25 protein-coding genes are annotated in these 22,259 nt (G+C 59.3%); 12 read left to right on the top strand and 13 right to left on the bottom strand.

The genetic code is table 11. The features are described 5' to 3' along the window. Positions 1 to 21 precede the first annotated feature (21 nt). The gene (locus VHN57_RS01815; protein WP_063141240.1) at positions 22 to 972 is read left to right on the top strand and encodes an ATP-binding protein; all 951 of its coding nucleotides are present in this window, start codon (positions 22 to 24) and stop codon (positions 970 to 972) included. Between the two features lie 5 nt (positions 973 to 977). After that, entirely contained in the window at positions 978 to 2,828 is a 1,851-nt protein-coding gene (locus VHN57_RS01810; protein WP_234780507.1) for a TniQ family protein, read from the top strand. On the opposite strand, the gene VHN57_RS01805 is transcribed toward VHN57_RS01810, so the two are convergent. Further along, on the bottom strand, positions 2,825 to 3,004 hold the full coding sequence (locus VHN57_RS01805) for a hypothetical protein (RefSeq protein WP_009821120.1): 180 nt from the start codon (positions 3,002 to 3,004) through the stop codon (positions 2,825 to 2,827). The genes VHN57_RS01810 and VHN57_RS01805 overlap by 4 nt on opposite strands. Before the next feature lie 252 nt (positions 3,005 to 3,256). On the opposite strand from VHN57_RS01805, the gene VHN57_RS01800 reads away from it, so the two are divergent. The 7 genes from VHN57_RS01800 (at position 3,257) to VHN57_RS01770 (ending at position 8,327) form a co-directional block, all read left to right on the top strand. Beyond that, positions 3,257 to 3,475, top strand: coding sequence for a hypothetical protein (locus tag VHN57_RS01800; protein ID WP_423282472.1), 219 nt, complete (start codon positions 3,257 to 3,259; stop codon positions 3,473 to 3,475). Positions 3,476 to 3,985: 510 nt separating this feature from the next. Next, entirely contained in the window at positions 3,986 to 4,435 is a 450-nt protein-coding gene (locus VHN57_RS01795; protein WP_423282470.1) for a hypothetical protein, read from the top strand. A gap of 126 nt (positions 4,436 to 4,561) precedes the next feature. After that, positions 4,562 to 6,064, top strand: a complete 1,503-nt coding sequence (gene istA, locus VHN57_RS01790; protein WP_380799335.1) for an IS21 family transposase — start codon at positions 4,562 to 4,564, stop codon at positions 6,062 to 6,064. Then, positions 6,061 to 6,906 carry an IS21-like element helper ATPase IstB gene (gene istB / locus VHN57_RS01785; RefSeq protein ID WP_380798881.1) on the top strand — a complete coding sequence of 282 codons (846 nt, stop codon included), beginning with the start codon at positions 6,061 to 6,063 and terminating at the stop codon, positions 6,904 to 6,906. The genes istA and istB overlap by 4 nt, the downstream gene beginning before the upstream one ends. Before the next feature lie 156 nt (positions 6,907 to 7,062). Further along, on the top strand, positions 7,063 to 7,578 hold the full coding sequence (locus tag VHN57_RS01780; RefSeq protein WP_423282467.1) for a hypothetical protein: 516 nt from the start codon (positions 7,063 to 7,065) through the stop codon (positions 7,576 to 7,578). A 119-nt stretch (positions 7,579 to 7,697) separates the two neighbouring features. After that, positions 7,698 to 7,988 (top strand): hypothetical protein, encoded by a 291-nt coding sequence (locus VHN57_RS01775; RefSeq protein ID WP_063141233.1) that lies wholly within the window; start codon positions 7,698 to 7,700, stop codon positions 7,986 to 7,988. Between the two features lie 147 nt (positions 7,989 to 8,135). Continuing rightward, positions 8,136 to 8,327: a DUF6771 family protein gene (locus VHN57_RS01770; RefSeq protein ID WP_081215279.1), complete on the top strand. Its 192-nt coding sequence runs from the start codon at positions 8,136 to 8,138 to the stop codon at positions 8,325 to 8,327. A 312-nt stretch (positions 8,328 to 8,639) separates the two neighbouring features. Here the strand turns inward: VHN57_RS01770 and VHN57_RS01765 are convergent, their stop codons facing one another. Then, on the bottom strand, positions 8,640 to 10,190 hold the full coding sequence (locus VHN57_RS01765) for a reverse transcriptase domain-containing protein (protein ID WP_063141230.1): 1,551 nt from the start codon (positions 10,188 to 10,190) through the stop codon (positions 8,640 to 8,642). Positions 10,191 to 10,538: 348 nt separating this feature from the next. On the opposite strand from VHN57_RS01765, the gene VHN57_RS01760 reads away from it, so the two are divergent. Further along, complete coding sequence (locus VHN57_RS01760) at positions 10,539 to 10,874, top strand: hypothetical protein (protein ID WP_029547811.1); 336 nt, start codon at positions 10,539 to 10,541, stop codon at positions 10,872 to 10,874. 50 nt (positions 10,875 to 10,924) lie between these two features. Here the strand turns inward: VHN57_RS01760 and VHN57_RS01755 are convergent, their stop codons facing one another. Continuing rightward, positions 10,925 to 11,134 (bottom strand): DUF1289 domain-containing protein, encoded by a 210-nt coding sequence (locus tag VHN57_RS01755; RefSeq protein ID WP_318276624.1) that lies wholly within the window; start codon positions 11,132 to 11,134, stop codon positions 10,925 to 10,927. A 92-nt stretch (positions 11,135 to 11,226) separates the two neighbouring features. Here VHN57_RS01755 and VHN57_RS01750 point away from each other — a divergent pair, with 92 nt between their 5' ends. Next, positions 11,227 to 11,502 (top strand): metal/formaldehyde-sensitive transcriptional repressor, encoded by a 276-nt coding sequence (locus VHN57_RS01750; protein WP_080727059.1) that lies wholly within the window; start codon positions 11,227 to 11,229, stop codon positions 11,500 to 11,502. A gap of 50 nt (positions 11,503 to 11,552) precedes the next feature. Next, positions 11,553 to 12,455: a CDF family Co(II)/Ni(II) efflux transporter DmeF gene (dmeF, locus tag VHN57_RS01745; protein ID WP_052076666.1), complete on the top strand. Its 903-nt coding sequence runs from the start codon at positions 11,553 to 11,555 to the stop codon at positions 12,453 to 12,455. A gap of 102 nt (positions 12,456 to 12,557) precedes the next feature. On the opposite strand, the gene VHN57_RS01740 is transcribed toward dmeF, so the two are convergent. From VHN57_RS01740 to VHN57_RS01695, 10 genes are all read right to left on the bottom strand, one after another. Continuing rightward, positions 12,558 to 14,015, bottom strand: a complete 1,458-nt coding sequence (locus tag VHN57_RS01740) for an argonaute/piwi family protein (RefSeq protein WP_037510712.1) — start codon at positions 14,013 to 14,015, stop codon at positions 12,558 to 12,560. After that, on the bottom strand, positions 14,005 to 15,336 hold the full coding sequence (locus VHN57_RS01735; RefSeq protein WP_037510774.1) for a DUF4365 domain-containing protein: 1,332 nt from the start codon (positions 15,334 to 15,336) through the stop codon (positions 14,005 to 14,007). The genes VHN57_RS01740 and VHN57_RS01735 overlap by 11 nt, the downstream gene beginning before the upstream one ends. A 211-nt stretch (positions 15,337 to 15,547) precedes the next feature. Next, positions 15,548 to 16,171 carry a carbonic anhydrase gene (locus VHN57_RS01730; protein WP_037510777.1) on the bottom strand — a complete coding sequence of 208 codons (624 nt, stop codon included), beginning with the start codon at positions 16,169 to 16,171 and terminating at the stop codon, positions 15,548 to 15,550. Between the two features lie 145 nt (positions 16,172 to 16,316). Then, positions 16,317 to 17,192 carry a bestrophin family protein gene (locus VHN57_RS01725; protein WP_037510716.1) on the bottom strand — a complete coding sequence of 292 codons (876 nt, stop codon included), beginning with the start codon at positions 17,190 to 17,192 and terminating at the stop codon, positions 16,317 to 16,319. Between the two features lie 52 nt (positions 17,193 to 17,244). Continuing rightward, complete coding sequence (locus VHN57_RS01720; RefSeq protein WP_423282462.1) at positions 17,245 to 17,709, bottom strand: hypothetical protein; 465 nt, start codon at positions 17,707 to 17,709, stop codon at positions 17,245 to 17,247. 30 nt (positions 17,710 to 17,739) lie between these two features. Next, positions 17,740 to 20,226, bottom strand: coding sequence for a heavy metal translocating P-type ATPase (locus VHN57_RS01715; protein ID WP_182115411.1), 2,487 nt, complete (start codon positions 20,224 to 20,226; stop codon positions 17,740 to 17,742). A 49-nt stretch (positions 20,227 to 20,275) separates the two neighbouring features. Further along, positions 20,276 to 20,623, bottom strand: coding sequence for a hypothetical protein (locus VHN57_RS01710; RefSeq protein WP_037510780.1), 348 nt, complete (start codon positions 20,621 to 20,623; stop codon positions 20,276 to 20,278). A gap of 164 nt (positions 20,624 to 20,787) precedes the next feature. Continuing rightward, positions 20,788 to 21,030 carry a TFIIB-type zinc ribbon-containing protein gene (locus tag VHN57_RS01705; RefSeq protein WP_048938609.1) on the bottom strand — a complete coding sequence of 81 codons (243 nt, stop codon included), beginning with the start codon at positions 21,028 to 21,030 and terminating at the stop codon, positions 20,788 to 20,790. Between the two features lie 61 nt (positions 21,031 to 21,091). Further along, entirely contained in the window at positions 21,092 to 21,715 is a 624-nt protein-coding gene (locus tag VHN57_RS01700; RefSeq protein WP_048938608.1) for a cation transporter, read from the bottom strand. After that, positions 21,708 to 22,202 (bottom strand): SRPBCC family protein, encoded by a 495-nt coding sequence (locus tag VHN57_RS01695; RefSeq protein ID WP_048938607.1) that lies wholly within the window; start codon positions 22,200 to 22,202, stop codon positions 21,708 to 21,710. The genes VHN57_RS01700 and VHN57_RS01695 overlap by 8 nt, the downstream gene beginning before the upstream one ends. Positions 22,203 to 22,259: the final 57 nt, after the last annotated feature.

Genomic DNA, 22,259 nt, shown 5'->3' with positions numbered 1-22,259 from the left:
CCCCTACCCGAAAGGCAACACATGACTACCACCACATCAAACCCGCCCGTTGTACGGCCGAATGAAGCCGCTGCCCGCTCTCAACGTGTGGCAGATGCCCGCAGCGCGTTCCGCCAGATTAAGATTGTTCATCCTCGCCAAGAGGCTATCATTGCAGGGCTGGATGAGGTCCGGCGCTCTGGCATCGCCACCCGTGGCGAGCGGCAATATGGCATCACCCTCCTGGCTGAAAGCGGTTCCGGCAAAACGACAGCAGCCGAACATTTCCGGGACGGCATCGAACGCCTGGGCGAACTTCCCGAAGGCAGCCGGCCCGTCCTGATCGTCAAGCTCATGAGCACTGGCACCGCCAGGTCGCTATTCTCTTCCATCCTGCAGGCCCTGGACGACCCCTTTTATGACCGCGGCACCGAACCCAACCTGCACAAGCGCGCCGTGCAAGCCATCAAACGGGATAACGTGCAGTTGCTCGTCATCGATGAAATCCAACATCTGTCGCGCCGGTCATCGGCGGCAACCCATGTCACGGATAGCCTGAAGACGTTCCTTGATTCTGGCCTTGTTCCTATCGCCTTTTTCGGCACCCACGACGCGGACAAGCTGTTCCACTCCAGCCACGAGTTGAACGGCCGGCTCTTCCCTCCCCTCACGCTTCCTCCCCTTGATTGGTGGGCGGATGACGATCGAGACCTATTCCTGGACTTCGTCGAAGACCTCGATACCGCCATGGTCGACAAGCAGATCATGAAGGTCGCCAGCGGCCTGGTCGAAGAGGACATTGCTCGCCCCCTTTGCCTCGCAAGCAGCGGAATCATCGGCCGCACCTGCCGCATCGTGGAAACGGCGGCGATAAATGTCGTGCGTGAAGGTCGGCATGCGATTACCCGCAACGATCTCGCCATGGCAGTGAACAGCTGGGCCATTGCCCATAGCTTCATCGACTATAATCCGTTCGTGGAGATCGAAGCTTGAGCCAAGTGAAATACCCGCTCGCGCCGATCGCTGGCGAAAGTCTCATGGGCCTTGTCGCCCGTGTGACTGCCGAGAACGGGTATCCGCGGACGGGAACGCTATTGGCCGAGGCTGGCTGGGTTTACGACAACAAGCCGACGGCGGCCACAACCAATGCCGAACATCTACCGGCGCTGGCCGACATTCTGGTGGTGCCATACCCCCAGTTACTCCACCATGCCCACGGCCCAGAAGACGGCAGCGCTATAATACACTGGTTTGGTGGACGCGCATGGCAGAGCGAACTGAGAACCACCATCCGCAGGTACGCACCGGCCAGCCTTGCCCTATCGGCTCATCATCGTGCGATTTGGCAGTTGGCCTCCGTCCCATTCTGCCCGGAAACCTTTCAGATCCTGCGCAGCGAATGTCACGAATGCGGCGTCACCCAACGATGGCGGTATGCCAACGGCATTGCCACCTGCGACCAAGATGTCTGCAGCGCGGACCTGCGTGAGGGACCGGCCGAGTTCATCCCTCTCGAGATGCGCGACAATTTGGGCATCTATGCTGGCCTCTTCAGCCATGATCCCGATGTACGTGCCGCTTCGCGATCACAGTTTCCTGACCCGATTGCGAGTTTGGAGCCGCACGACATTGCCGACTTGGCCTTGAAGCTCTCCCCCTGGCTAAACGACCAACTGCGCGGAAAATGGCTGACCAATCCTGACCTTACAATGGCGGTCGTCAGCGCGCTTCATGACGCTGTAACGCTGCTGCGCCAATGGCCCATCGTTCCAGCCCAGCTACTTCCAACTCCAGGCGAAGGGGACAACTGGTCGAACAAGCTGGGGCACGCCGTCAAGCAAGCCCGGATCGGCCGCTCCTCGCCCCGCGTCAAAGCCCTGTTCGCGATGTTTCTACATGGCCTGCAGCAAGAGCAACCCGATCTCAGTCAAAGCCCTGATCTGACCGACCTCCCGTCGGCCGACGAGGGGAATGACATAATTGGACTGATCTCCGCCAAATCAGCCGTGCGTGTGCTGCGCGAGACGGATACCATCATCGCAAAGCTGCGAGCCGCTGGCGTCTTCAAGCTAACCGACGTGCGAGTTCATGGCGTGGTTCGACCGTTCCATGATCCCGAAGAAATCGAGGAACTGGCACGTACCAAGCCTGACCGTCTGCCTTTGACCGCCGTGTCGCAGTCAACTCAGTTGCCCCGCTATGCCATAGCGCAGTTGATGCAATCTGGATTACTCGCCCCGCTGACCCACCCTTATTGGGAGGCGCGATATGGCGTCCGCAATACCACCACCAAGGCCTGGGCGGCATTCGAGGCAAAAATCCAAGCCAAAGCCGATCCTGCTATAGTTGACGGCATACCGCTACAAATCGCAGCTAGGGCCATTGGCGGTCGCGCCAAGCCTTGGGCCGGCATCTTCGCCTGGCTTCTGGGGCCGGATGGTCGATTTGGTCTGGCCCCCGAAGCGACAGACCTGTCCCACCAGATACTAATCCCGGCCGACCTCATCGACACTTTGCGGATGTTGGAAAACCCGTTGTCCGGCGCCCATGTCGAGGATGAGCTATCAGGCACCGATGCCAGCGAGATACTCAACCTGGCCACCAATCAGTTTCTCAGATTCGTCGCCACCGGCCGCATACGTCGCCAGGGTAAAGCATATCTCGCAGCGGATGTTCTTCAGGCTGCAGCAGAGATCATAGGATCGGTCGAGATCGGCTACAGGATGGGATTGCCTCCCCAGTCAGCACAAAAGTGGGCGCGGAAGGTCGGTTTGCCCACGATACATGATGCGGGCTACTGCCGCATGCGCTTCGCCAACATCATGAAACAAGGCGCTTGGTCAGCCTAGACGACGCCTGCGTCGCGTGAGCGCTCCTCGATCCGGGCCAACATAGCACGCTTGCGCGCTGTTCGGCGCGATCCGCTATTGCGCATGGCATCGGTACGCTCTGGGGTATCGATGATGCCCAAGGCAGCCTTGCGCTCTCGGATTCCCGCTAAAAGGTCTGAGAGGGTGATGATCATACCGCTCCATCCCTTCCGTGGATCCCGGTCCATCTTAGAAATGTGCAGCCCGCCTGCGACATCCCTGCTCCGGTACCGATAATATCCCATGCAAGATGCATGTGCCAGCTACGTCCACTGCCCAGGTGCGATGCCTGACTGCCGCAAATCCGAACCCGCGGTCCTGCTGCAGACCAGTGCAAAAGCTCAACGAGGGTCTCGCCGGGAAATCCGACGATTACTATCGTATAGCCGATAGCGATTGAGGAAAGCATGCCCGGGAATATTCCCCCCGACAAGAAAGCCGCGTTCGAACGTCTCGCAAACCATCTGGATGAGGAATATCCCTATCCCGGGTGTCGCGACGATCTCAGGGATGTGGCCAGCGGCAGCTCTGCCATAATTGAACGCGCATACTGGCGCGATCCCGTGCAAGTCATGACCGGCCACACATGGATGCTCGTCGGCCTGATGATCGGAGTGCTGCTGTGAGGGCCGATCGCATTGAGCGCGAATGGTTTTGCAAGCGCTGCGGTAATTCCGTCCACAAGCTGCAAGGATCATGGGCCCACATACGCAATCAACATAGCCCAAAGTCGTGCGGTCGAAAGCTGACCGACAACGACGTCTATCGGTTGCCGCTAAGCCGAACGGGGGAACGCATCCGCATCCGTGCACGGAATAAACAACAGGAAGCGCAAGATCGCCTGCTCATCGCTAAGCGGCGCTGGGATGAAGCCCGCCGTGAATGGGAGGCAGCCCAAGACGAACTCTATCTTGCATCGGAAGCACTGAAGTCCATAAAGAATAGTCCCCCATTGGACTAGCCTGGCCAGCCCATCGGTTCAATCCAACGCCGCCGATAACTGCGGCGCATAAGCCGCTTTCCGTAAGATTCGAAGCGGCCTGTTCCATATTCAATGCAACCTGTGGTGAAGGGGGTCTGGAATTTGCCCAATCGGTCTGAGACAATTACTCCCGGTCTTGCAGGGAAGCATTACAATGGACTTCAGAGCAATTGAGGAATGGCTGTCTGATGCGCCTGAACGGCACGCGATGCCGAAGGAACGACAGAATGCCACGACGGCTGCCATAGGCGCTGCGGCGAAGACAGCCGCAGCTTCCGGCGTTGAAGCGTTCGATTTGGCGCGGCTGGAGATGGCCACCGGCCCTCAGGCGGAAGAGTATCGCCCTTTCCGGACTTTGACGCTTGCTGAGTTGGTCCGCGCCGCCACTGAAATTCGGACCGTTCAGGACAAGCTTCGCTACCGCGACGCAACGATCGCTGTTGATCCAGCCCTTGAACGCGCGGTCCTGACCCTTGGCGATGCCGGGATGCCTCTCAATGAGCACCGCTTTGCGGCGACCGAACGCGCCTTTGTCCGTGCAGTGCCGCGCGACAATCAGGATGAGAGAGCAGCGTCAATCAAGATGAGAATCGCCACCTGCTGATCCGGCGTAGGGCGTAGCCCGGAGCCGGATCAGCAGGTGGCGATTGCGCCCTTTCTGGGGGCGTTTCTGGTGGTTGCGGCCGGTCAGGTACTCAGAGGCATAACTTCGAGAGAGGGGATGCCGCGGATGCCGGGCCGCCACGTCAACGATCATCAGATGAGGCTCTACATGAAGTTCCGACATACCCATGCCGTGCCGGTGGCCGCTGCAAAGGCCGGGATCAGCACGGCGACAGCCTATCGCATTGAGGGAGATCCTCGGCTTCCATCCCAGAAACAGGCCCAGCGAGAGCGGCGGCGCCCGGATCCGTTAGCCGGGATATTCGAGGAAGAGGTCGTGCCCTTGCTTCAGGCGGCGCCTGGCATCAGGGTGGTTGCCATTTTCGAGGAGATGCTGCGCCGGCATCCTGATCTCGATGCGGGCATCCGACGAACATTGGAGCGACGTATCCGGGCGTGGCGGGCCATTCATGGCCCTGAACAGGAAGTGATCTTCCGACAGACGCATGAACCAGGACGGCTCGGCCTGTCGGACTTCACCGAGATGAAGGATGAGGAGGTAACGGTCGCTGGCGTGCCGCTCGACCATCGCCTCTACCATTTCCGTCTGATGTGGTCGGGCTTCGAACACGCCCATGTCATTCTGGGCGGCGAGAGCTATGTCGCTTTGGCCGAGGGGCTGCAAAACGCCCTGTGGGCCGTCGGCGGCGCCCCGACCGAGCATCGCAGCGACAGCCTGTCGGCCGCGTTCCGTAACCTGGATGCCGACGCCCGGCAGGATCTGACGCTGCGCTATGACGCCCTGTGCGAACATTATGGCATGACGCCGACGCGCAACAACCGCGGCATTGCCCATGAGAATGGCGGGATCGAGAGCCCGCACGGGCATTTGAAGGCGGCTATAAAGGACGCGCTGCTGATGCGCGGATCGCGGGACTTCGATGATCTGGCGAGTTACCGGCACTTCATCGACGAGGTCGTCAGCCGCAAGAACCGCCGCAATGGCCCGCGCATCGACGCCGAGCGTGCGGTATTGCAGCCGCTGCCTGGCGCGCGCACCAGCGATTATGAGGAGACGATCGTCACGGTCACCTCGAGCAGCAGCTTCACCCTTCGCAAGGTGTTCTACACCGTGCCCTCACGGCTGATCGGACACAGGCTACGGGTCCGGCTTTACGATGACCGGCTCGATCTCTTCATCGGCGGCACCCACCTGATGACGTTGCGGCGCGGACGGTCCTTCAACAATGGCGCCCACGGCCATGTGGTCGATTATCGGCACGTCATCCATAGCCTGCGGCGCAAACCCATGGCGCTCCTGAAGCTGGTCTATCGTGACCAGCTGTTCCCAAGGGAGCCGTATCATCAGACCTTTGACCGGCTCATCGCCGCGTTGCCCGAACGGACCGCTTGCCGGCAGATGGTAGAGCTGTTGGCAATGGCGCACGAAAGAGCCTGCGAAGCGGAACTCGCGGAACTGCTGGCCGCTGACGTGGCTGCCGATCGTCTCCCTGACATGGATGCCTTGCGGAAACGCTTTGCTCCAGATCCAGCGGCGCTTCCCGATGTGGTGGTGGAACTGGTCCCCCTTGCCACCTACGATGTTCTCCTGACGGGAGAAGCCGCATGAGCCGGAACGCACCCGCTATCGACGCCCAGCGCCTGAGCCTCATCCTCAACGACCTGCGCCTGCCGGCGATCAAACTGGTCTGGTCCGACTTCACCACGCGGGCCGATAAGGAAGGCTGGCCTGGCGCCCGTCTGCTCGCGGCGCTCGCCGAGCATGAGATCGCAGAACGGGATCGTCGCCGGATCGAAAGGCATCTGGGCGAAGCCCGCCTGCCACCGGGCAAGACCCTCGACAGCTTCGCCTTCGACGCGGTGCCGATGATCTCGCGCGCCCAGGTCACAGCGCTGTGTTCCGGCGATGGCTGGCTCGAAAAAGGCGCCAACCTCATCCTGTTCGGTCCACCGGGCGGGGGTAAAACCCATCTGGCAGCGGCAATCGGTCTCGCGCTGATCGAAAATGGCTGGCGTGTCCTGTTCACTCGCACCTCCGATCTGGTCCAGAAACTTCAGGTCGCCCGCCGCGAACTGGCGCTCGAGGCCGCGATCGCCAAGCTCGACAAATATCATCTGCTGGTCCTCGACGACCTCGCATATGTGACCAAGGATCAGGCCGAAACGTCCGTCCTGTTCGAGCTGATCAGCGCGCGGTACGAACGGCGCTCCACGCTCATCACCGCCAACCAGCCCTTCGGTGAATGGAACCGGGTCTTCCCCGATCCCGCCATGACGCTCGCCGCCGTGGACCGCCTTGTGCATCACGCGACGATCTTCGAAATGAACGTCGAGAGCTACCGCCGCCGCTCGGCGATCCAGCGACAATCACGCGCTGGCCGGCCAGCGACCTTCGCGACAATCAAGTCCACCGAGGAAATGTCGCGCAGCGACAATCAAACCTGCGAGTAGCGCTTGCCAGCGTCAATCAAAGCAGGCACCACATGAACACCGCGACGATCAGTTCTCATCCTGATTGACGCCAGCTTCTCATCCAGATCGCCGCGCTATAGTGCAGAAATCTACGAGGCGGCGAATGGGGCCCTTTCGCCAAATGAAAAGGCCCGGATGATCCTCTACGACGTCGCCACTCAGGAAGAGGCGCGTGGCCTCGAACTGATCGGCCGAGGCGGAGCCCTGAGTGTCAGCCGAGGCATGGCGATCGCCAAGCCCGCTCAGGAGCTCGTATCCAGCATGGGCATCCGAACGCTGGAGAAGGACGGCCTGGGTCAGCAGGACATCGCCATGGCAGCCGTCGGCCGTTATGAGCGAGTGTCAGAATTCCATCGAGCAGGGATCGATTTAGGGGCTACTTTAGCGCGAGCCAGTGGCCCTGGCGCCGCAGCATTAGATGCGCGGTTGGAACGCCTTGCTTCACAAGCGCTAGAGCCAGTGCCCAATGGCCTCGATCGGGAATCTGAAATCACCGGGGGCGATGCGGAGGGAACCTACCTATCTGAGGCAGTTACTCGCGGGATCGCTTCGCAGGCGAGCGACATCAAGTTCGAATTAGTCATCAAGCCGAAAGGCCGCACAGATCCAGATGCAAGCGAACAGCACAGCTTTGCTATGCCTCGCGGTTGAGGCCGCGATTAAAGGCGCAATAGCGCGCGACCAGATGATCATTGAGGCCCCGCGCGCCGACGTCGTCATGCTTGGAAACACACTTCGCGAATGTTCGCGAAATGAAATGAGGATTCGAAATGCCCGATGAAACCATGATCTTCGGCGTCAGCGAAGAGGGCCCGAATGGCGATGCACTGGGCTTCATCGATCTCACCAAGCTGCATGTCGGAAATAAGGTTCATGACGCCTACCGCGCAGCTGTTCTCGAAGCCGCAAAACAGCGACGGGAGGAGGGCTTCGGCTGCGCCTATCTTCCACATGAGGGCATGCTGCTACTCATGCATGAGGTTCCAAGCGAGGCGAAGGTGCCTGACGCCGCCATGCCATTCACGATCCACGGCTTCGCGTCTCTCCTTGCCGACGACTGACAAAAATAGGCACGTCCTCAGCGTAACCTGTTGCTGCACCGGGATGAGGGACCGCCCCCTTTCGGCTAGTCCAAGCCCATCCATCAACCTCGTTTGCCGAAGAACAGGCTCTTGCCATGTTCTCTTTTTGTTCGCATATCGCCGGACATGACACAGCCCGATTCTCTCTGGCTCGCGCAGAGCCTTCTTAACGCCCCTGGGTGGGCACGAGTGGCACTGACGGCGCCAAACGAACGGTTGCGGGAGCAAGCTGCTGTAGAACTGGCCCAAACAATTATCGTGGCCATGGAACGTCAGCCGCCTCACTTTGATCGCAGGCATATGACCCTTCCCCTTTGACGTGGGGGCGAACGTCCCCCTGCGAAACCTCGGCGATTATGCCCACCGAAACGCCAATCTTTTCATCATCTGCAAATGCGGCCACTCAGGAGTAATCGATGCTGAAAAACTCAACCGCTGGTTCCTCGCGCATTGCTGGAACACCGCTATGGAAACCGTCGGATCGCACCTGCGCTGCACGCGCTGTCGGGGACATCCTGAACGATTTGCTCCAACGCCTCGACAGCCAGACCGGCCTGACTGGATGAACAGCGAAGCTAGTTGGAAACGACTGGTTCGGCGCCTGCGCGATTAGCTGAACGGCGGACCTGGTCAGGGCAGCCAAGCATGCAGTTCAGATATGGCAATGGCGAGCTGCCGACCATGATCATGGCCACCCTTGTGAACGACGCCAACAACGCGGTCATCCACATCCAGCAATGGCCCCCCTGACATCCCCGGTGTCAGCATCTGCTGAACCTCCACCATCTTCACCGCGCTTTTGGTTGGCAGGGATGTAACCGCACCAGGTCGGATGTTCAGTCTATCGCCGGGGCCGTAGCCGGGATACCCGATCGCGGTCGTGGCCTCACCTGTCGCGGCCGCCTTGGCGGCGGTCTCGAGCTCATAGAACTCGTTACTTGGGATTGCATGGTCGAGAACCGCCAGATCTCGATTTGGGCAACGATGCTTCACATACGCCGGGAATTTATTCGACGGCTTCGATGGATGATAAAGCTCGACTAGCCCGGACGGCGATACGCAATGTTCTGCCGTAACCAGGCCAACGCCTTTCATGAAGAAAGCCGTGCCTTGGTCACCCCCTGTTTCCCAATGCTCAATCAGCCACACTGATCGTTCTCGTATTTCCTGGGGACTGGGCAAAATGTCGAGCGCGAGCGGCGGGAATGCAGCGTTGAAACGGGATGCGACACTGCGAAAGACCGGGTCAGATGCGCCTTTGATGTATCCCAGCCACGATACCTTGCCTTGCAAGTGCTGGCCGACGTCAGCTTTACCACCATGCGAGGATTTGAATTTTGCCTGGGCGGCGGCCAGTCCCAGCGTTTCAACAGAGTAAAGGGCCGCCCGCAAATTCCTCACAAACCGCCGGTCGACATTGAGAGCCTCGTTAATCCGGATGCCTGTCACGGTGCGGCGCGAATGCTTATCCGCATAGTGAGCCTTGTCTGGGTTCAGCACAAACCCATTACCGCTGAAAATCTGCTTGAGTTTCTCCGACAACAGATCCGGTGAGAAATGCCCTGATGCCGGTGGTGTCGTTTCGAACAATCCCATTAGCGGCTGGTAGCTGGAAAAGCTCAGGTCGTCCGCATAGCGGGTGTAAATGCAACGGGCGTCCTTAGCGAACTCCCGCAGCCTCCTATCCATGCGGAAGCAAACCATATTGGACAAGATCGGACTGCTAGGGGCCCCTTGGGGCAACGTCCCATTCAAGCAGCATATAGTCGCGATCGCCTCCGCAATCTCCCGCTTCATACCAAGCGAGCGCAGCACACCCGTCACACGTCCGTACGAAATGGACGGGAAGAAATCCTTCAAATCCAAGTTGACGATGAACTTGCTGCCCAGATGGGACTGAGCATTGGTCTTCACAGACCGACCGATAACGAACCCGTGAACGGGGTTGCGCCTCCGGTAGAGAGGCGTCAACAAATCGGCGATCTTTCGCTGCAGCATCTTGAGTCGATAATCGGGTGCATTGATAACCCTCGACTTGCCCGACCTCTTCTTGATGTCAAAGTTATGGTACATCCTGCCGGCGTACCACCTAATGACGCTCAGCTCCGCGGGACTGACGCCAAGATAAGCAAGAAAACTTGCTTCAGTCGTCAATTGTGGCGGCAACTTTACGAAGCTCATCGGTCCAAAAATATGAGCCGGTGGCACGGGGTCTCCCTTCCAGTCACCATGAGATAACGGAAAATCATGGCGCGTATGATATGCGCAGACATTAACTCTTACGCCGCAGTTGCTACAGCGCGTATGCGAGGGGAGAACCCCGTAACAAAACTCTAGCAGCATGATTTCTAATGCGAAACGAGTTTTTTAATGCTTCCGCTATTCCGGTGAGAGTTTACTCTTCCCTGCTACGAGAGCGGGCGTCGGAGCAGCTACGAACGCCGCTCGATCGCCTTCAGGACATCGCTGTTCACGCCCCGTTAGGCCGGGCTTTTTATTATGCGCGGTTCTAGCGAATAAGAAGAAATCATGAGACCGACGATCTTACTGACCGCCTTGGCCCTCTCCCTGTCCGCCTGTGGGCCGGTCCACCCCAGATGGAAGAATGAAAGCTCCCACGACATCCGTGTGACCTATTTCAAAGGCACATCGCACTATGGGGTGCTCATCAAACAGGGTCGGGAAAACGTCCCTGTCGCGCCATTCGATTTCCAATCGGTCGAACGGATCGAAATCGAAGATAGCGGCCAGACACAGCGGCTGACCAAAGCCGCCGTGTCACAGATGCACGCTGAGTGCGGCCATGGCTATTCCTGCCGCATTCGATACGGAGACGATCATCAGTTAAAGGTCGCGCCTGGCTAAAAGCTTCAGCTTGCCACCCATCGCACTGACGACATCAGCCGAGAAGTTAGTCAGTCGTCGGTGCGATCATTCGTCAGGCTCTTTGCGCGCAGCTTGGACAGGCGCTGTGGCAAGTCCGCCGAAACCTTACACGCCTCGCCCGGGCGCAGATTGCGCCAACGACGCACTTCCTCACGAGAACGGCCGCAACCACGGCACCAGCCGGACGAGGCGTCAAAACCACAAAGTTCAATGCAAGGCGAGCGCACAGATCGTTCCATCGAATTTATTTGAATACCCTACCCCCCTACCCTATAAGGCATCATCCGACCAGCAGCAATTTGCTGCGTGACACCGAGGCTGCCGAGGGAAAATGGCTCACATCAATGAGAACCGAGACGCGCTACTCGGGCGAATCAAGCGCATCGCGGGTCAGGTTGGCGCAGTAGAACGCGCGCTTGGCGGCAATGCGAATTGCACCGAAGTCCTCCATCTGGTCGCAGCCGTTCGCGGCGCCGTGAATGGGCTTCTCGATGAGATCATCGTCGAGCATCTAGAGTCGCACGTCGCTCGCGACGGCTTGTCGGCAGAAGAACGCCAGCAGGGCGCAGAGGATCTCGTCACGATCATCCGGAGGTACAGCAAGTGAGCACCAAGACCGCCGTGCTGGCCGATACCGGCCATCTGACGCACGAACATATGTTCCTGGCCGCCAGCCATGACGACAATGCCCGCCGGACACTCTGGGTCGTGGTGCTCACCGCCCTCATGATGGTGGCAGAGATTGTCGCTGGTTACACTACTGGATCGATGGCCCTACTGGCTGACGGCTTCCATATGGCCACCCATGCCGGAGCGCTTGGTGTTGCAGCCGCGGCTTATGCCTACGCGAAACGCAATGCTCATAACGGCGACTTCAGCTTCGGCACCGGGAAAGTCGGGGATCTCGCCGGCTTCGCATCGGCCCTCGTCCTGGGCATCATCGCCCTCGCTATCGGCGTTGAGTCCGTCATGCGGCTGTTTGAGCCTATCAACGTCGCCTTCGCGGAAGCCACATGGATCGCAATCCTCGGACTGCTCGTGAACATAGCGTCGGCCTTCCTCCTATCTGGTGGTCATGGACACAACCATGGTCATCACCACCACCACGATCATGGGCATTCGCATGGCCACAGCCATGGTGGCGACAACAACCTGCGTTCCGCCTATATGCATGTTCTCGCTGATGCCCTGACATCGGTGCTGGCAATCGCAGCTCTGTTGGCCGGCCGCTATCTGGGCTGGGTGTGGATGGATCCAATCATGGGCATCGTCGGCGCCATCGTGATTGCGCGCTGGTCATGGTCGCTGATGCGCGACACGGCCGCCATTCTCCTGGACCGCACAGATCGCCACGTAGCCGATGAAGTCCGCGAGTTGGTCGAAACGACAGGCGATGCCCGGATCACGGATCTGCACGTCTGGAAGGTCGGCCCCGAAGCCCACTCAGCGATCGTCGGCGTCGCTGCCCATCCGGGTGTAGATGCGACGGAAATCCGGCGGCGCCTGGTGCCCGTTCATGAGCTCCAGCACCTTACCGTCGAAGTCGCGACAGTGGCATAACCGACAGGAATATCGCAATTTATCCCACATTTTTACGATTCGAGAAAATGTGGGATAAATTTATGACAACATACGATCGGCGCCTCTCACCTGAACGCCAAATCAGATGTACCGTCGATAGTCAGCGCTAACCGACTGCCCCTCCTCCAGATACTTCAGCACCTCGCCGACCTTACGAGCAGCGCGAATGGGGACCGGTAGACGCTGATTCATCTGGGTTGAATTCCAGTTGATCTTGGTCAGCGAAAAGACCTCTTCAGCAATCTGTGCCACTGTGCTGTCGCTGCTAGGATGAGGACATAGGAGCAGCGGCCGCGGCACATACAGGCCTGGATATGTGCCGTAATACGGGATGCTGCCGTTCGTGTAGAGTAACCCTTTGCCGTCCAGCTCGACGAACGTACCTCGCAGAACCGGATAATCGCCATCTCTTAGGATTTTGGCGTCATACGACTCTTGGACCCAGACAAGATCGCGAAACTCGGTTTCTGCTTCGTCGAGCGCGCGAAGGATGCCATCGGCCTCTTCAGCCCGAAAGCGCGATGTTTTCAGAATGATCACCCGCGCTGGCGGATGCTTGTGATGGTCGCGATAGGCTTTGAGCGCGCCCTTCACCAGATCATAGGCGTCGCTTTCGGTCATGTAAGGATGCCGGCCTCGCGTCTCCGTCTGTGCCCGCTTGCCCTTCAAAATGAACCCACGGCCACGTTCGTCGAACATCTGAGCCGCACTGGTCCAAAGCTGTTGGCCGCTGACATCCCGGTAAAAGCTGACCCCGATGTAACAGGCGCGAAACTCGCCTTCCTTCGGCAAACGACGCCACGGGATACGCCCCGTTCCCTTGTAGTAGAGGGTGGTTAGCAGGTTCCAGGTCCGCCCGGCCTGATCCTGGATCTTCCGATCGCTGCTGACCTTCACCTTCCGAGGGATCTTGGCCTTCTCGTCAATGACGTCTTCCCAGATGATCTGGATCGGGAAGTTGAGCGGCATCGCCTTGGCCTTGAGCAGGCCCCGGAAATTAGGAGCATCAGAGCCGCCCGCATCTTCTTGCTCTGTGGTCCCATCGGCATCCGTTTTGGCGTTCCAGACCCGCTCAATGAGGGCAACCGGAAGCGCAACTAATGCGACATCAGGTCGATTTCCGCTGTCATCGATCGCCTGGAGACTATCCATGATGGCATCAACTGCCATCTCAACGGCTTTGCCGTGATGAGGCTCTTTCAGGATGCGATCGATCTGCGCTCTAGTCAGCGTGCTGCAAGCGTCATCGTCAATTTCAAAGCCACAGCGGAAAGGGTTGTTGTTATGAAGGCCCGGAAAATGGGGATTCATGTTTGGATGGCTTTCCGCCTTCGACGCAAAGCCGCTAGCCGCCGCCACCAAGAACTGCTTAGAGCCCTCGACGGTCTTGGCATCGCCTACGACACCTACGCGAATTTTATCGCCCAACGGAGCCTGTAAAGGACCAGCGTCGGTTAGGCCGAGGCGAGGATCCTGATGGCTATGCTGGTCGCCGAACTCGAGCAGCGGCTCGTCGAATATCCGACATTCAAACTTCATCGAACAATGACCCCGACGTCTCACCATCATCTTGCTCTGCGGCCGGCCGCCGTCCCCAGACATCATCCGGTACGGTCGTTGGCAGTTCGATCTCCGGGGGTGGATCAAAGCGCAACACCACTGCTGGCCCGACAGGCTCGGCGAACAGATCGGTGCCACCTTCCTCATTCTTTGTGAGGAAACGATGCCACATGATCACCTGCCCCCGTATCGCCGCATTATTTTCCAAACGCTTCTTCCCCGACAGCAACGCGTCGGGGAATGGATGGCGATAGTAGCCGTTTGTCGTGAAGTGGTAGGTCGGGCTGACCATCAAGAACCACTGATCCATCATGCACTCGAATTTGGGTGCAAAGGCGTGATGCCGCACGAAGCCGACCTTGTCTTTCACCTTGGTGCTCATGATGACGTTCACCACGTCGGCCTTCGTCTTCACCTTGGCGGACTGATAATGGAACGTGCGAGGCTGGCTGTCTTCAAGCGCCCTGACATAAAACACCCGACCATCTTTGTCCCATGCCAGGTCGTCCTGCATCTGGTGCTGGAGCGTCTGACGCAACAGGAACGCGAAGTTGTTCTGCTCGTCGATGTCCTCATGATATCCGATCATGCGGGTCTCGACGGCTTCCACCTGGTCCAGATCGACTATGGCGCCAGTCACCGCTTCGCGGGGATCATGGAACGACCAAAACGTCCCATCCTTGATCACCCAGTCGTACCGCACCGTTTCACCCGTGTCGTACATCTCTTTGATCGCGCTTTTGCGATCGAAAGGGGTGCTCGCGACGAATATCTCGGCCGGCAGTTTGATCGGCAGCAGGTTGACCAATGCGGTTTCACCACCGCCCAACGGCGGCACATAGTAGCCAAAACCGTTGATAGGGACCGTCAGGGCCGCAAGCCTATCAAGAGATGACTTGTCGAGAACGTCCCGAGCCTTATCGAAAGTGAGGCGGCGCTGCTCAACGCCTGGTTGCGACTGAACCTGAGCCCAATAATGGCTATCGTCGCTTTCGCGATACATCACCACGATGACCGGCAAATTGGACGTCTTCCAATATTGAAGGTCTTTCACGTCGAGGAGATACGTAAACCCAGTTTCCGTCTCGGACGTGTATTTACCAGCCCTGGTCGACTTAATCTGGACGGCGATCATCCGCGCTGTCGGCTCACCCTCAATCATGACCTCAGCTAGCCCGTCGATACCGGCTTCCAGTCGACTGCGATGGTCAAACTGAAAGCCCATGGACAGGAACCGCTTGCGAACGGCCGCTTCTCCCAGCTCGCCAATGAGCTGATTATCGGTGATCTTCTTCCCCATGAGCCAATGATAGAACATCTTGGCAACGACGCTACAGTGATTTTCGGCTGCGACGTCCCTTTTCTTGCCGAAAACTGTGGATATCGATCATGTTACGATATGCCACTGGAGAAATCGTATCAAAGCTTACCTACACTTCCAATATCCATGCCATCTTAACGGACATGATCGGTTCAATTTCCGATCACGTCCGTCAGGGATGCTTGCCGCCTTATAGCCAGCGCACCCGGCCCGTTGACAGCTCGTACACAGCGCCCACGACCTTCAACTCTCCACGATCTTGCGGCTCTATCAGCATCGGCTCCGAAAACTTCTGCAGACGTTCGACCATGCGCCGGACGTTTTCCTCGACCGCGGTATCGACCAGCTTGTCTTCGCCAACGTTGCGCTGAGCCGCCAAAACGGCCGGCACGATCGGCTCGATCATACGAGCGATGCTGCCCGGAAACCGTGTGTCCTTCGTCACGACGTCGGCGGCTGCCGCAACGGCACCGCACTTTTCATGCCCCAGCACGACGATGAGCGGCACCTTCAGCACGGCCACCGAATATTCGATTGACCCCATGCCGGCGGTGTCCACGTTGTTACCGGCAGTCCGGACAATGAACAGTTCGCCGAGGCCGGCGCCGAACAGCTGTTCTGGGCCAACGCGAGAGTCCGAACAGCCCACCAGCGTCGCAAACGGCTGCTGACCTTCTGCCAGCGCCAAGCGCCGCTCGCGTGACAAGTCGGCCGGCACCGGCGCATCGGCCACGAAAGCTTCGTTGCCATCGACCAGGCGCTGCAGGGCCTCGTCCGGTGTCGGTTGCGTGTTGATTACGCTTGCTGTTGCCACTTCATACTCCTTCAAATGAATGGGGGCGCAAGGCAGATAGGAACCGTCTGTCGCCGGCGCCCAACTCGATCGTAACGATTGATTTCCGCCCCTTTACGGCCTGTTGGAGGGTGTAACGGCTACGTCCGGCCTTTGATCCCCTACCCTACCACTGCGTTCCCGCCACAGGAGGAAGCGGCCCCGGGCTCTTCCGCCCCAAAGACTCCAAAAGGTCGATTTCGATCGTCCGACACATCGTTGATAGCGGCACGTCATGGACGGTGTTGGCAAACGGGTCCGTCAGATCCTGCCCGATCCGCAACGCAGCCAGGAAGATCATCCCGATCAGGGTCGATCCTATCGGTGTGTAGAGATCCAGCGTCTCTACCAACGAGATCGGTAACAGCACGCAGAACAGCCGCGTGAAGAAGTTCGGCATAAACTCGAAGCCGCTGGGCAGCGGCGTGTTCTTGATCCGCTCCATGCCACCCTGGGCATTGGCGATGTCGATCATCACTCGTTCGAACAGGGACTGCTGGATGGTGTCGATCTTTCCATCAGCCCGCGCTCCAGACACGATGCGAGACATGTCCTCGAGCAGCGCGTTGGGGCGGTTCGTACGCTCGGCAGCGACTTCGGCCGCCTCCTTGCCCGCCAGCCGCTCAATATCCTCTGTCGGATCCTGCCCCCGCAGCCGGCACCGCATCGCGTGCGCGAAAGAGATCTGCCGCAGCACAATGGCCTCCGCTTCCGGGCCAGCTGGCAATACATTGCGGCACAACCGGGCAATGCTGCGCGATGCATTGATCAAGGCGCCCCATAAGGTGCGCGCCTCCCACCAGCGGGCGTAAGCGGCGTTCGTCCTGAAGCCGAGAAACAAAGCTATGGCCGTGCCGAACAGTGCGACTGGCAGCGCGGGCTCCTTGATTGGCATGAACCGGTGGAAGATGGTGACTGCCACATCCCAAGCAAACAGGATGGTCAGTGGCTTCCAGATTTCGAGGATTATCTGCTGCAGGCGGGGACGCGCTCCGACGATCATCGCGGTGCTCCATTGTCTATGATGTGAGAGGTGTAGCGCCCAATTCTTAAAATCAGGGGGCCACCAAGGATTCAGGCTGACGAGCGCCTGTTCGGTTCAGGATGTCGAAATTGCCCTCGGCAAAGAAGCCTACATGCACCGGCCCGGGCGATAGGTTGTTCCAAGACCATTCGTACAAGCTGCCATGCTGGGGGCGTAACTCCCCCCGCTGAGCGCCTGAAGCAATCGTATCGGCAAGAATGGAGCCCTGGTGCCCATCTTCCAGGCGAAGGCGATAGCGGACCTTCGCCCCGAGACTGTCGCTCACGAACCGTACGGTCCCCTCGCCCGCCACATAGACTGCTACCCGCTGCGTTTCGCCCGGCCGGATCGTGAAGTTCATACGCTTCGCGGCGGGAGGATCATTGGGCAGTGCGTGCAGTACGCCGGACACCACCCACACTCCCACGACAGCGAGCGCGACGCATATCAATATGCCTGTCCCGACGAAGATGGCGTCGAATCGTCCGATCCTCACGTCGCGTCTCGATGGTGGCCCGCGCCCTGCTCAGGCACGGACCGGATCCCGATATGCCAGAAGCCGCAGCGCGTTGATGACCACCAACAGAGTCGATCCTTCATGAAGGGCGACAGCCGGTCCGATGCCAAGACCCAGGATGGTCGCCGGTACGAGGAAGGCGACGACACCCAGGCTGACGAACACATTCTGCCTGATAACCCAGCGCGTGCTCCGGCTGAGGCCCACCGCAAACGGCAGGTGCGACAGATTGTCGGCCATGAGCGCCACATCGGCTGTCTCCAAAGCAACATCTGAGCCGGCTGCGCCCATGGCGATACCCACGGTTGCGGTCGCCATAGCTGGTGCATCGTTCACGCCGTCGCCGACCATGGCGACCTTGGTCTCGGCTCGCAGCTTCTTGATGGCCTCGACCTTGTCTTCAGGCATGAGATCGCCCCAGGCTTCATCGATCCCGACCTGCTTGCCTATGGCATCAGCCACACGCTGGTGATCGCCCGAGATCATGACCATCCGCTTGATGCCGATCTCGCGCAGGCGTTCCAGCGCCGCGCGGGCTGCTTCGCGCGGCGTATCCAGAAGACCGATAGCCCCCATATCCCGCGAGCCGCTGCGCACGACCATGCTGGTCTGTCCTGCCTCCCGGAGCGTCTTGATCGCAGCATCCATCTCGGTGGACAGCGGGGCGATGCCATCGCTGCCGAACATCTCGGCCTTGCCAATGAGAACTTCGTCCTCACCGACAAGAGCCGAGATGCCGCGCCCCGTGAGGCTTTTCAGATTTTCAGCCTCCGGAACTGGATGATCGCCAATATGCTCGCGCCCATCTCGCGCAATTGCCTGGGCCAAGGGATGGTCGCTGAGGCTTTCTACAGCCACCGCCAGCGCCATCAGCTCGTCCCTGGTGACGCCAGGCGCCGGGATGATCTGCTGGATGCGCGGCTCACCCATCGTCAGCGTGCCGGTCTTGTCGAACGCGATAGCGTCGAGCGAACCCAGCAATTCGAGCGGGGCACCGCCCTTCACCAGGACGCCGCCACGCGCTGCACGGGCAACACCCGACAGCACGGCGCTCGGCGTCGCGATGGCCAGCGCGCAGGGGCTGGCGGCCACAAGGACGGCCATCGCCCTATAGAAACTGTCGCGGAAAGGCTCGTCGACGACGACCCATGCGAACAGCAACAGGAACGCCAATACAAGCACCGCAGGCACGAAGAAGCGCTCGAAACGATCGGTGAACCGCTGTGTCGGCGATTTCTGCGTTTCCGCTTCGCTGACCATCTTCACGACCTTGGCGAGCGTGCTTTCGCTCGACAGCCGCGTGACCTCGATCTCGATCAAACCGCTGCCATTGATTGTGCCGGCGAAGACCCGGCTTGCTGCCGCGACACGGTCGGGATTGGTTCGGGCCGCCTCAGGGCTTTCTACAGGCTCCTTATCGACGGGGATGCTTTCGCCGGTAACCGGCGCCTGATTGACGGCAGAGTTCCCCTTGATGACGAAGCCATCGGCCGCGATGCGTTCGTCCGGCTTGATGATGACGACATCACCGAGGACCAGTTCCTCGACCGGCACGACACTGGAGCCACCATCCATGCGCCGAACAGTGGCCGTCCGCGGCGCCAGTTCGGCCAGCGCTTCGATTGCACGCTTGGCGCGGCCCATGGCGTAGTGCTCTAGCGCATGCCCCAGACTGAAGAGGAACAGCAGCAAAGCACCTTCGGCCCATGCCCCAAGAGCGGCCGCACCTGCTGCTGCCACAAGCATCAACGTGTCGATCTCGAAGCGCTTCTGGCGCAGATTTTCGATAGCCTCACGCACGGTGTAGAAACCGCCGAAGACATAAGCAGCGATGAAGAGAGCGAACGGAACCCAGGCGGGTGCCTGCAGGAACGTCTCGATGAGGTAACCCACGCCCAGCGCGCCGCCGCAGGCCAAAGCGAAAATCAGCTCGGTGTTGGGTCCAAGCAATCCGCCGTGCCCATGATCATGGTCGTGCTTCTCGCCAGCCGGGTGATCGTGATCCTTGTCATGGTCATGTGCCGACGGCTTCTTGTCCGGAGCGGTGAGAGCCCTCGGGCTTACACCTGCATCGCGAAGCGCCGTAAGAATTCCATCTTCCGAAGTGAGCATACGATCGAACTCGACCCGCACTGTCCCAGGAAGAATGGCTTCGGCTTCGAGCACGCCTGACAGCGCGCGAAGCGTTTCGCCAATGGACCTGGCCCGCCTCTGGTGGCCGATGCCGTCGACCTCCCACACCACATGGCCGATGCGCTCTGCGATCTGCGTCCCCGCCGCCTTCGCCAGCTCCCGGATACGCGGAAGTGAGATCGCGTCCGGATCATAGTGGATGCACAACTGCGGCAGTGTACCGGCTGGCTCCTTCGTTACATGCACTTCAGAGACGCCGGGACGGCTTTCGATCAAGGATATCAGGCGCGAAACGCAGCCATCAGCCGTGTCGATGACTTCGGGGAGCAGCAGGGGGACATCGAGGCGGAGTTTTTCAATCATGACCATCATCCTGGTTGGGGCACGCTATCTTCGGTAAAAGCAGTTACCATCAGGGTGGATGCAGGCGTCCCTGCTTGCTGATCGTCCGAGTTCTCCTGCAGATCAGCGGTTTCTGATCCGCGCGTACCAGCTTCAACGTGTCTACGCCGGTCAGGCTGACGTTCAGCTTGTTGCCGACATAGGTCAGGCCCGTGTCGGGCGCGGTGAGCCGGATAGGCTTCTGATCCGGTAGGATGGCCAGATCGAGTGTCAGTCCGTCGACCAGGAAATCCCCATCGAGCTGGGTGCCATCCTCGCAGACATAGAGATGCTCGCCTACTAACGCTGGCGTTGAGTTACGATCATGGCGACTTTCATCACCGCCGCTATTCTGCTGGCATCCCATCAGGCTGAGCATCAGGGCTCCTCCAGTCAGGGAGAGACGGCTCAAACGATATTGTTTCAGGCGCATATTGTTTCCCGGATCCGGAGGATAAACTGTCGCCATGGACGGCGAGGGAAGCCGCCCATGGCGCGGGCCGTTCTCACACACAGGGGTAGGTGCGGCGGCCAAGCTGGTCATCAGTCGAACAGTTCCCGCAGGAAGCCCTTGCGACGACCATGATGGCCGCCCCGAGATCCGTGGCTATCGCCACGATCGCTTCCATGCTTTGAGCCGAACACACCCAGCGTGCCTTCACGCCGTTCGGCCGGCTGAGTTTCGCTGATGCTGCGTTCGATGATCTTGTCGAGTTCACCACGGTCGAGCCAAACCCCGCGGCACTGGGGACAATAATCGATCTCGATACCCTGCCTTTCGCTCATGAGGAGGTCGACTTTGCAGACCGGACAGGGAAGTCCATTCGAAGAAGTACGGTTCGTCATGTCAGACTTCCTTGGTTTCTGGGCGACCTTTGGCCTCCCGAATTTCGCTACGAGCGTCCTGAAGGATTTCGACCCCGCCCTTGATGGCGATCAGCGCAGTCGCGACGCCGACAAGGAGATCCGGCCAGTTTGTGCCGAGCCACCAGACCAGCACGCCTGCGATCAGTATCCCGCCATTCGAGATGAAGTCGTTGAAGCTGAAGGTGGTCGCAGCACGCATGTTGACGTCGGGCTGCTCAAGCCGTTGCAGAAGCCTCAGGCAAATGAAGTTTACGACGGCTGCCACTGCCGACATCGCCATCATCGCCGTGCCGATGGGCTCGCTGCCATAGACATATCGACGACCGACATCGATGAGGATGCCGACTGCAAAGACCAGCAGCATGGAGCCGGAGAACATTGCCGCCCTGCTCTTCCACAAGAGTCCCCGGCTCAAAGCTACAAGGCTCAGCGCATAGACGAGAGCATCCGACAGATTGTCGACGCCATTGGCGATGAGCGCGCTGGAGTCTCCAGTGAAGCCCACGACAAAGAAGGCAACAGATATGAGGACATTCAAGATCAGCACGATCCAGAGCGTTTTGCGCTCCATCCTCTGATCACCGGCAGGTTTGGTCTCAACCATCGCTCTTCCCCCTGCCCTTGATCACGCTGAGCGAGCGCCGCTTGTGGCGATTGGCTGGAGAGACTGCGCGGACCGTGCGCTTCACCGCCGCCATGAAACTCGCGTCCTGCGTTCTCATTTGACGGCGAAGGCCTGTAGCTAGCGGGCGTGCCAACAATCCAAGGATACCCTTGCATTCGAAGCTATGCCGGACATGCAGACCGGTCTCATCCTCATAAATTTCATACCCCTCTTCGATGCTGAAAAGCGGCAATGTGGCTGCTCTCCAGCGGATGATATCGGGCTTATCATTGGCTACAATTCTGGCTTCCAGCGATGCCTGCTTGCCCATCAGCGTCCAGGTCATGTCGATCTTGTTCCCAAGTTCGACGACCCCCGCGCCAAAGCGATAGTGGGGATGCCATGCTTCATAGCGATTGAGGTCGGCCAACAGCGTCCACGCCCGCAAACGCGAGATCTGAGGACTGAACATGGTTTCCTCTCTCATCGGTCTGATCCTTTCCTTCGATCAGGAAGAGGCGGGAGGGCAGTTGCTGCCCTCCCG

It is taken from the genome of Sphingobium salicis subsp. salicis, from assembly GCF_049472635.1.
GTDB classification, from domain to species: domain Bacteria; phylum Pseudomonadota; class Alphaproteobacteria; order Sphingomonadales; family Sphingomonadaceae; genus Sphingobium; species Sphingobium yanoikuyae_A.
This window is presented reverse-complemented; position numbering and strand designations above follow the sequence as displayed.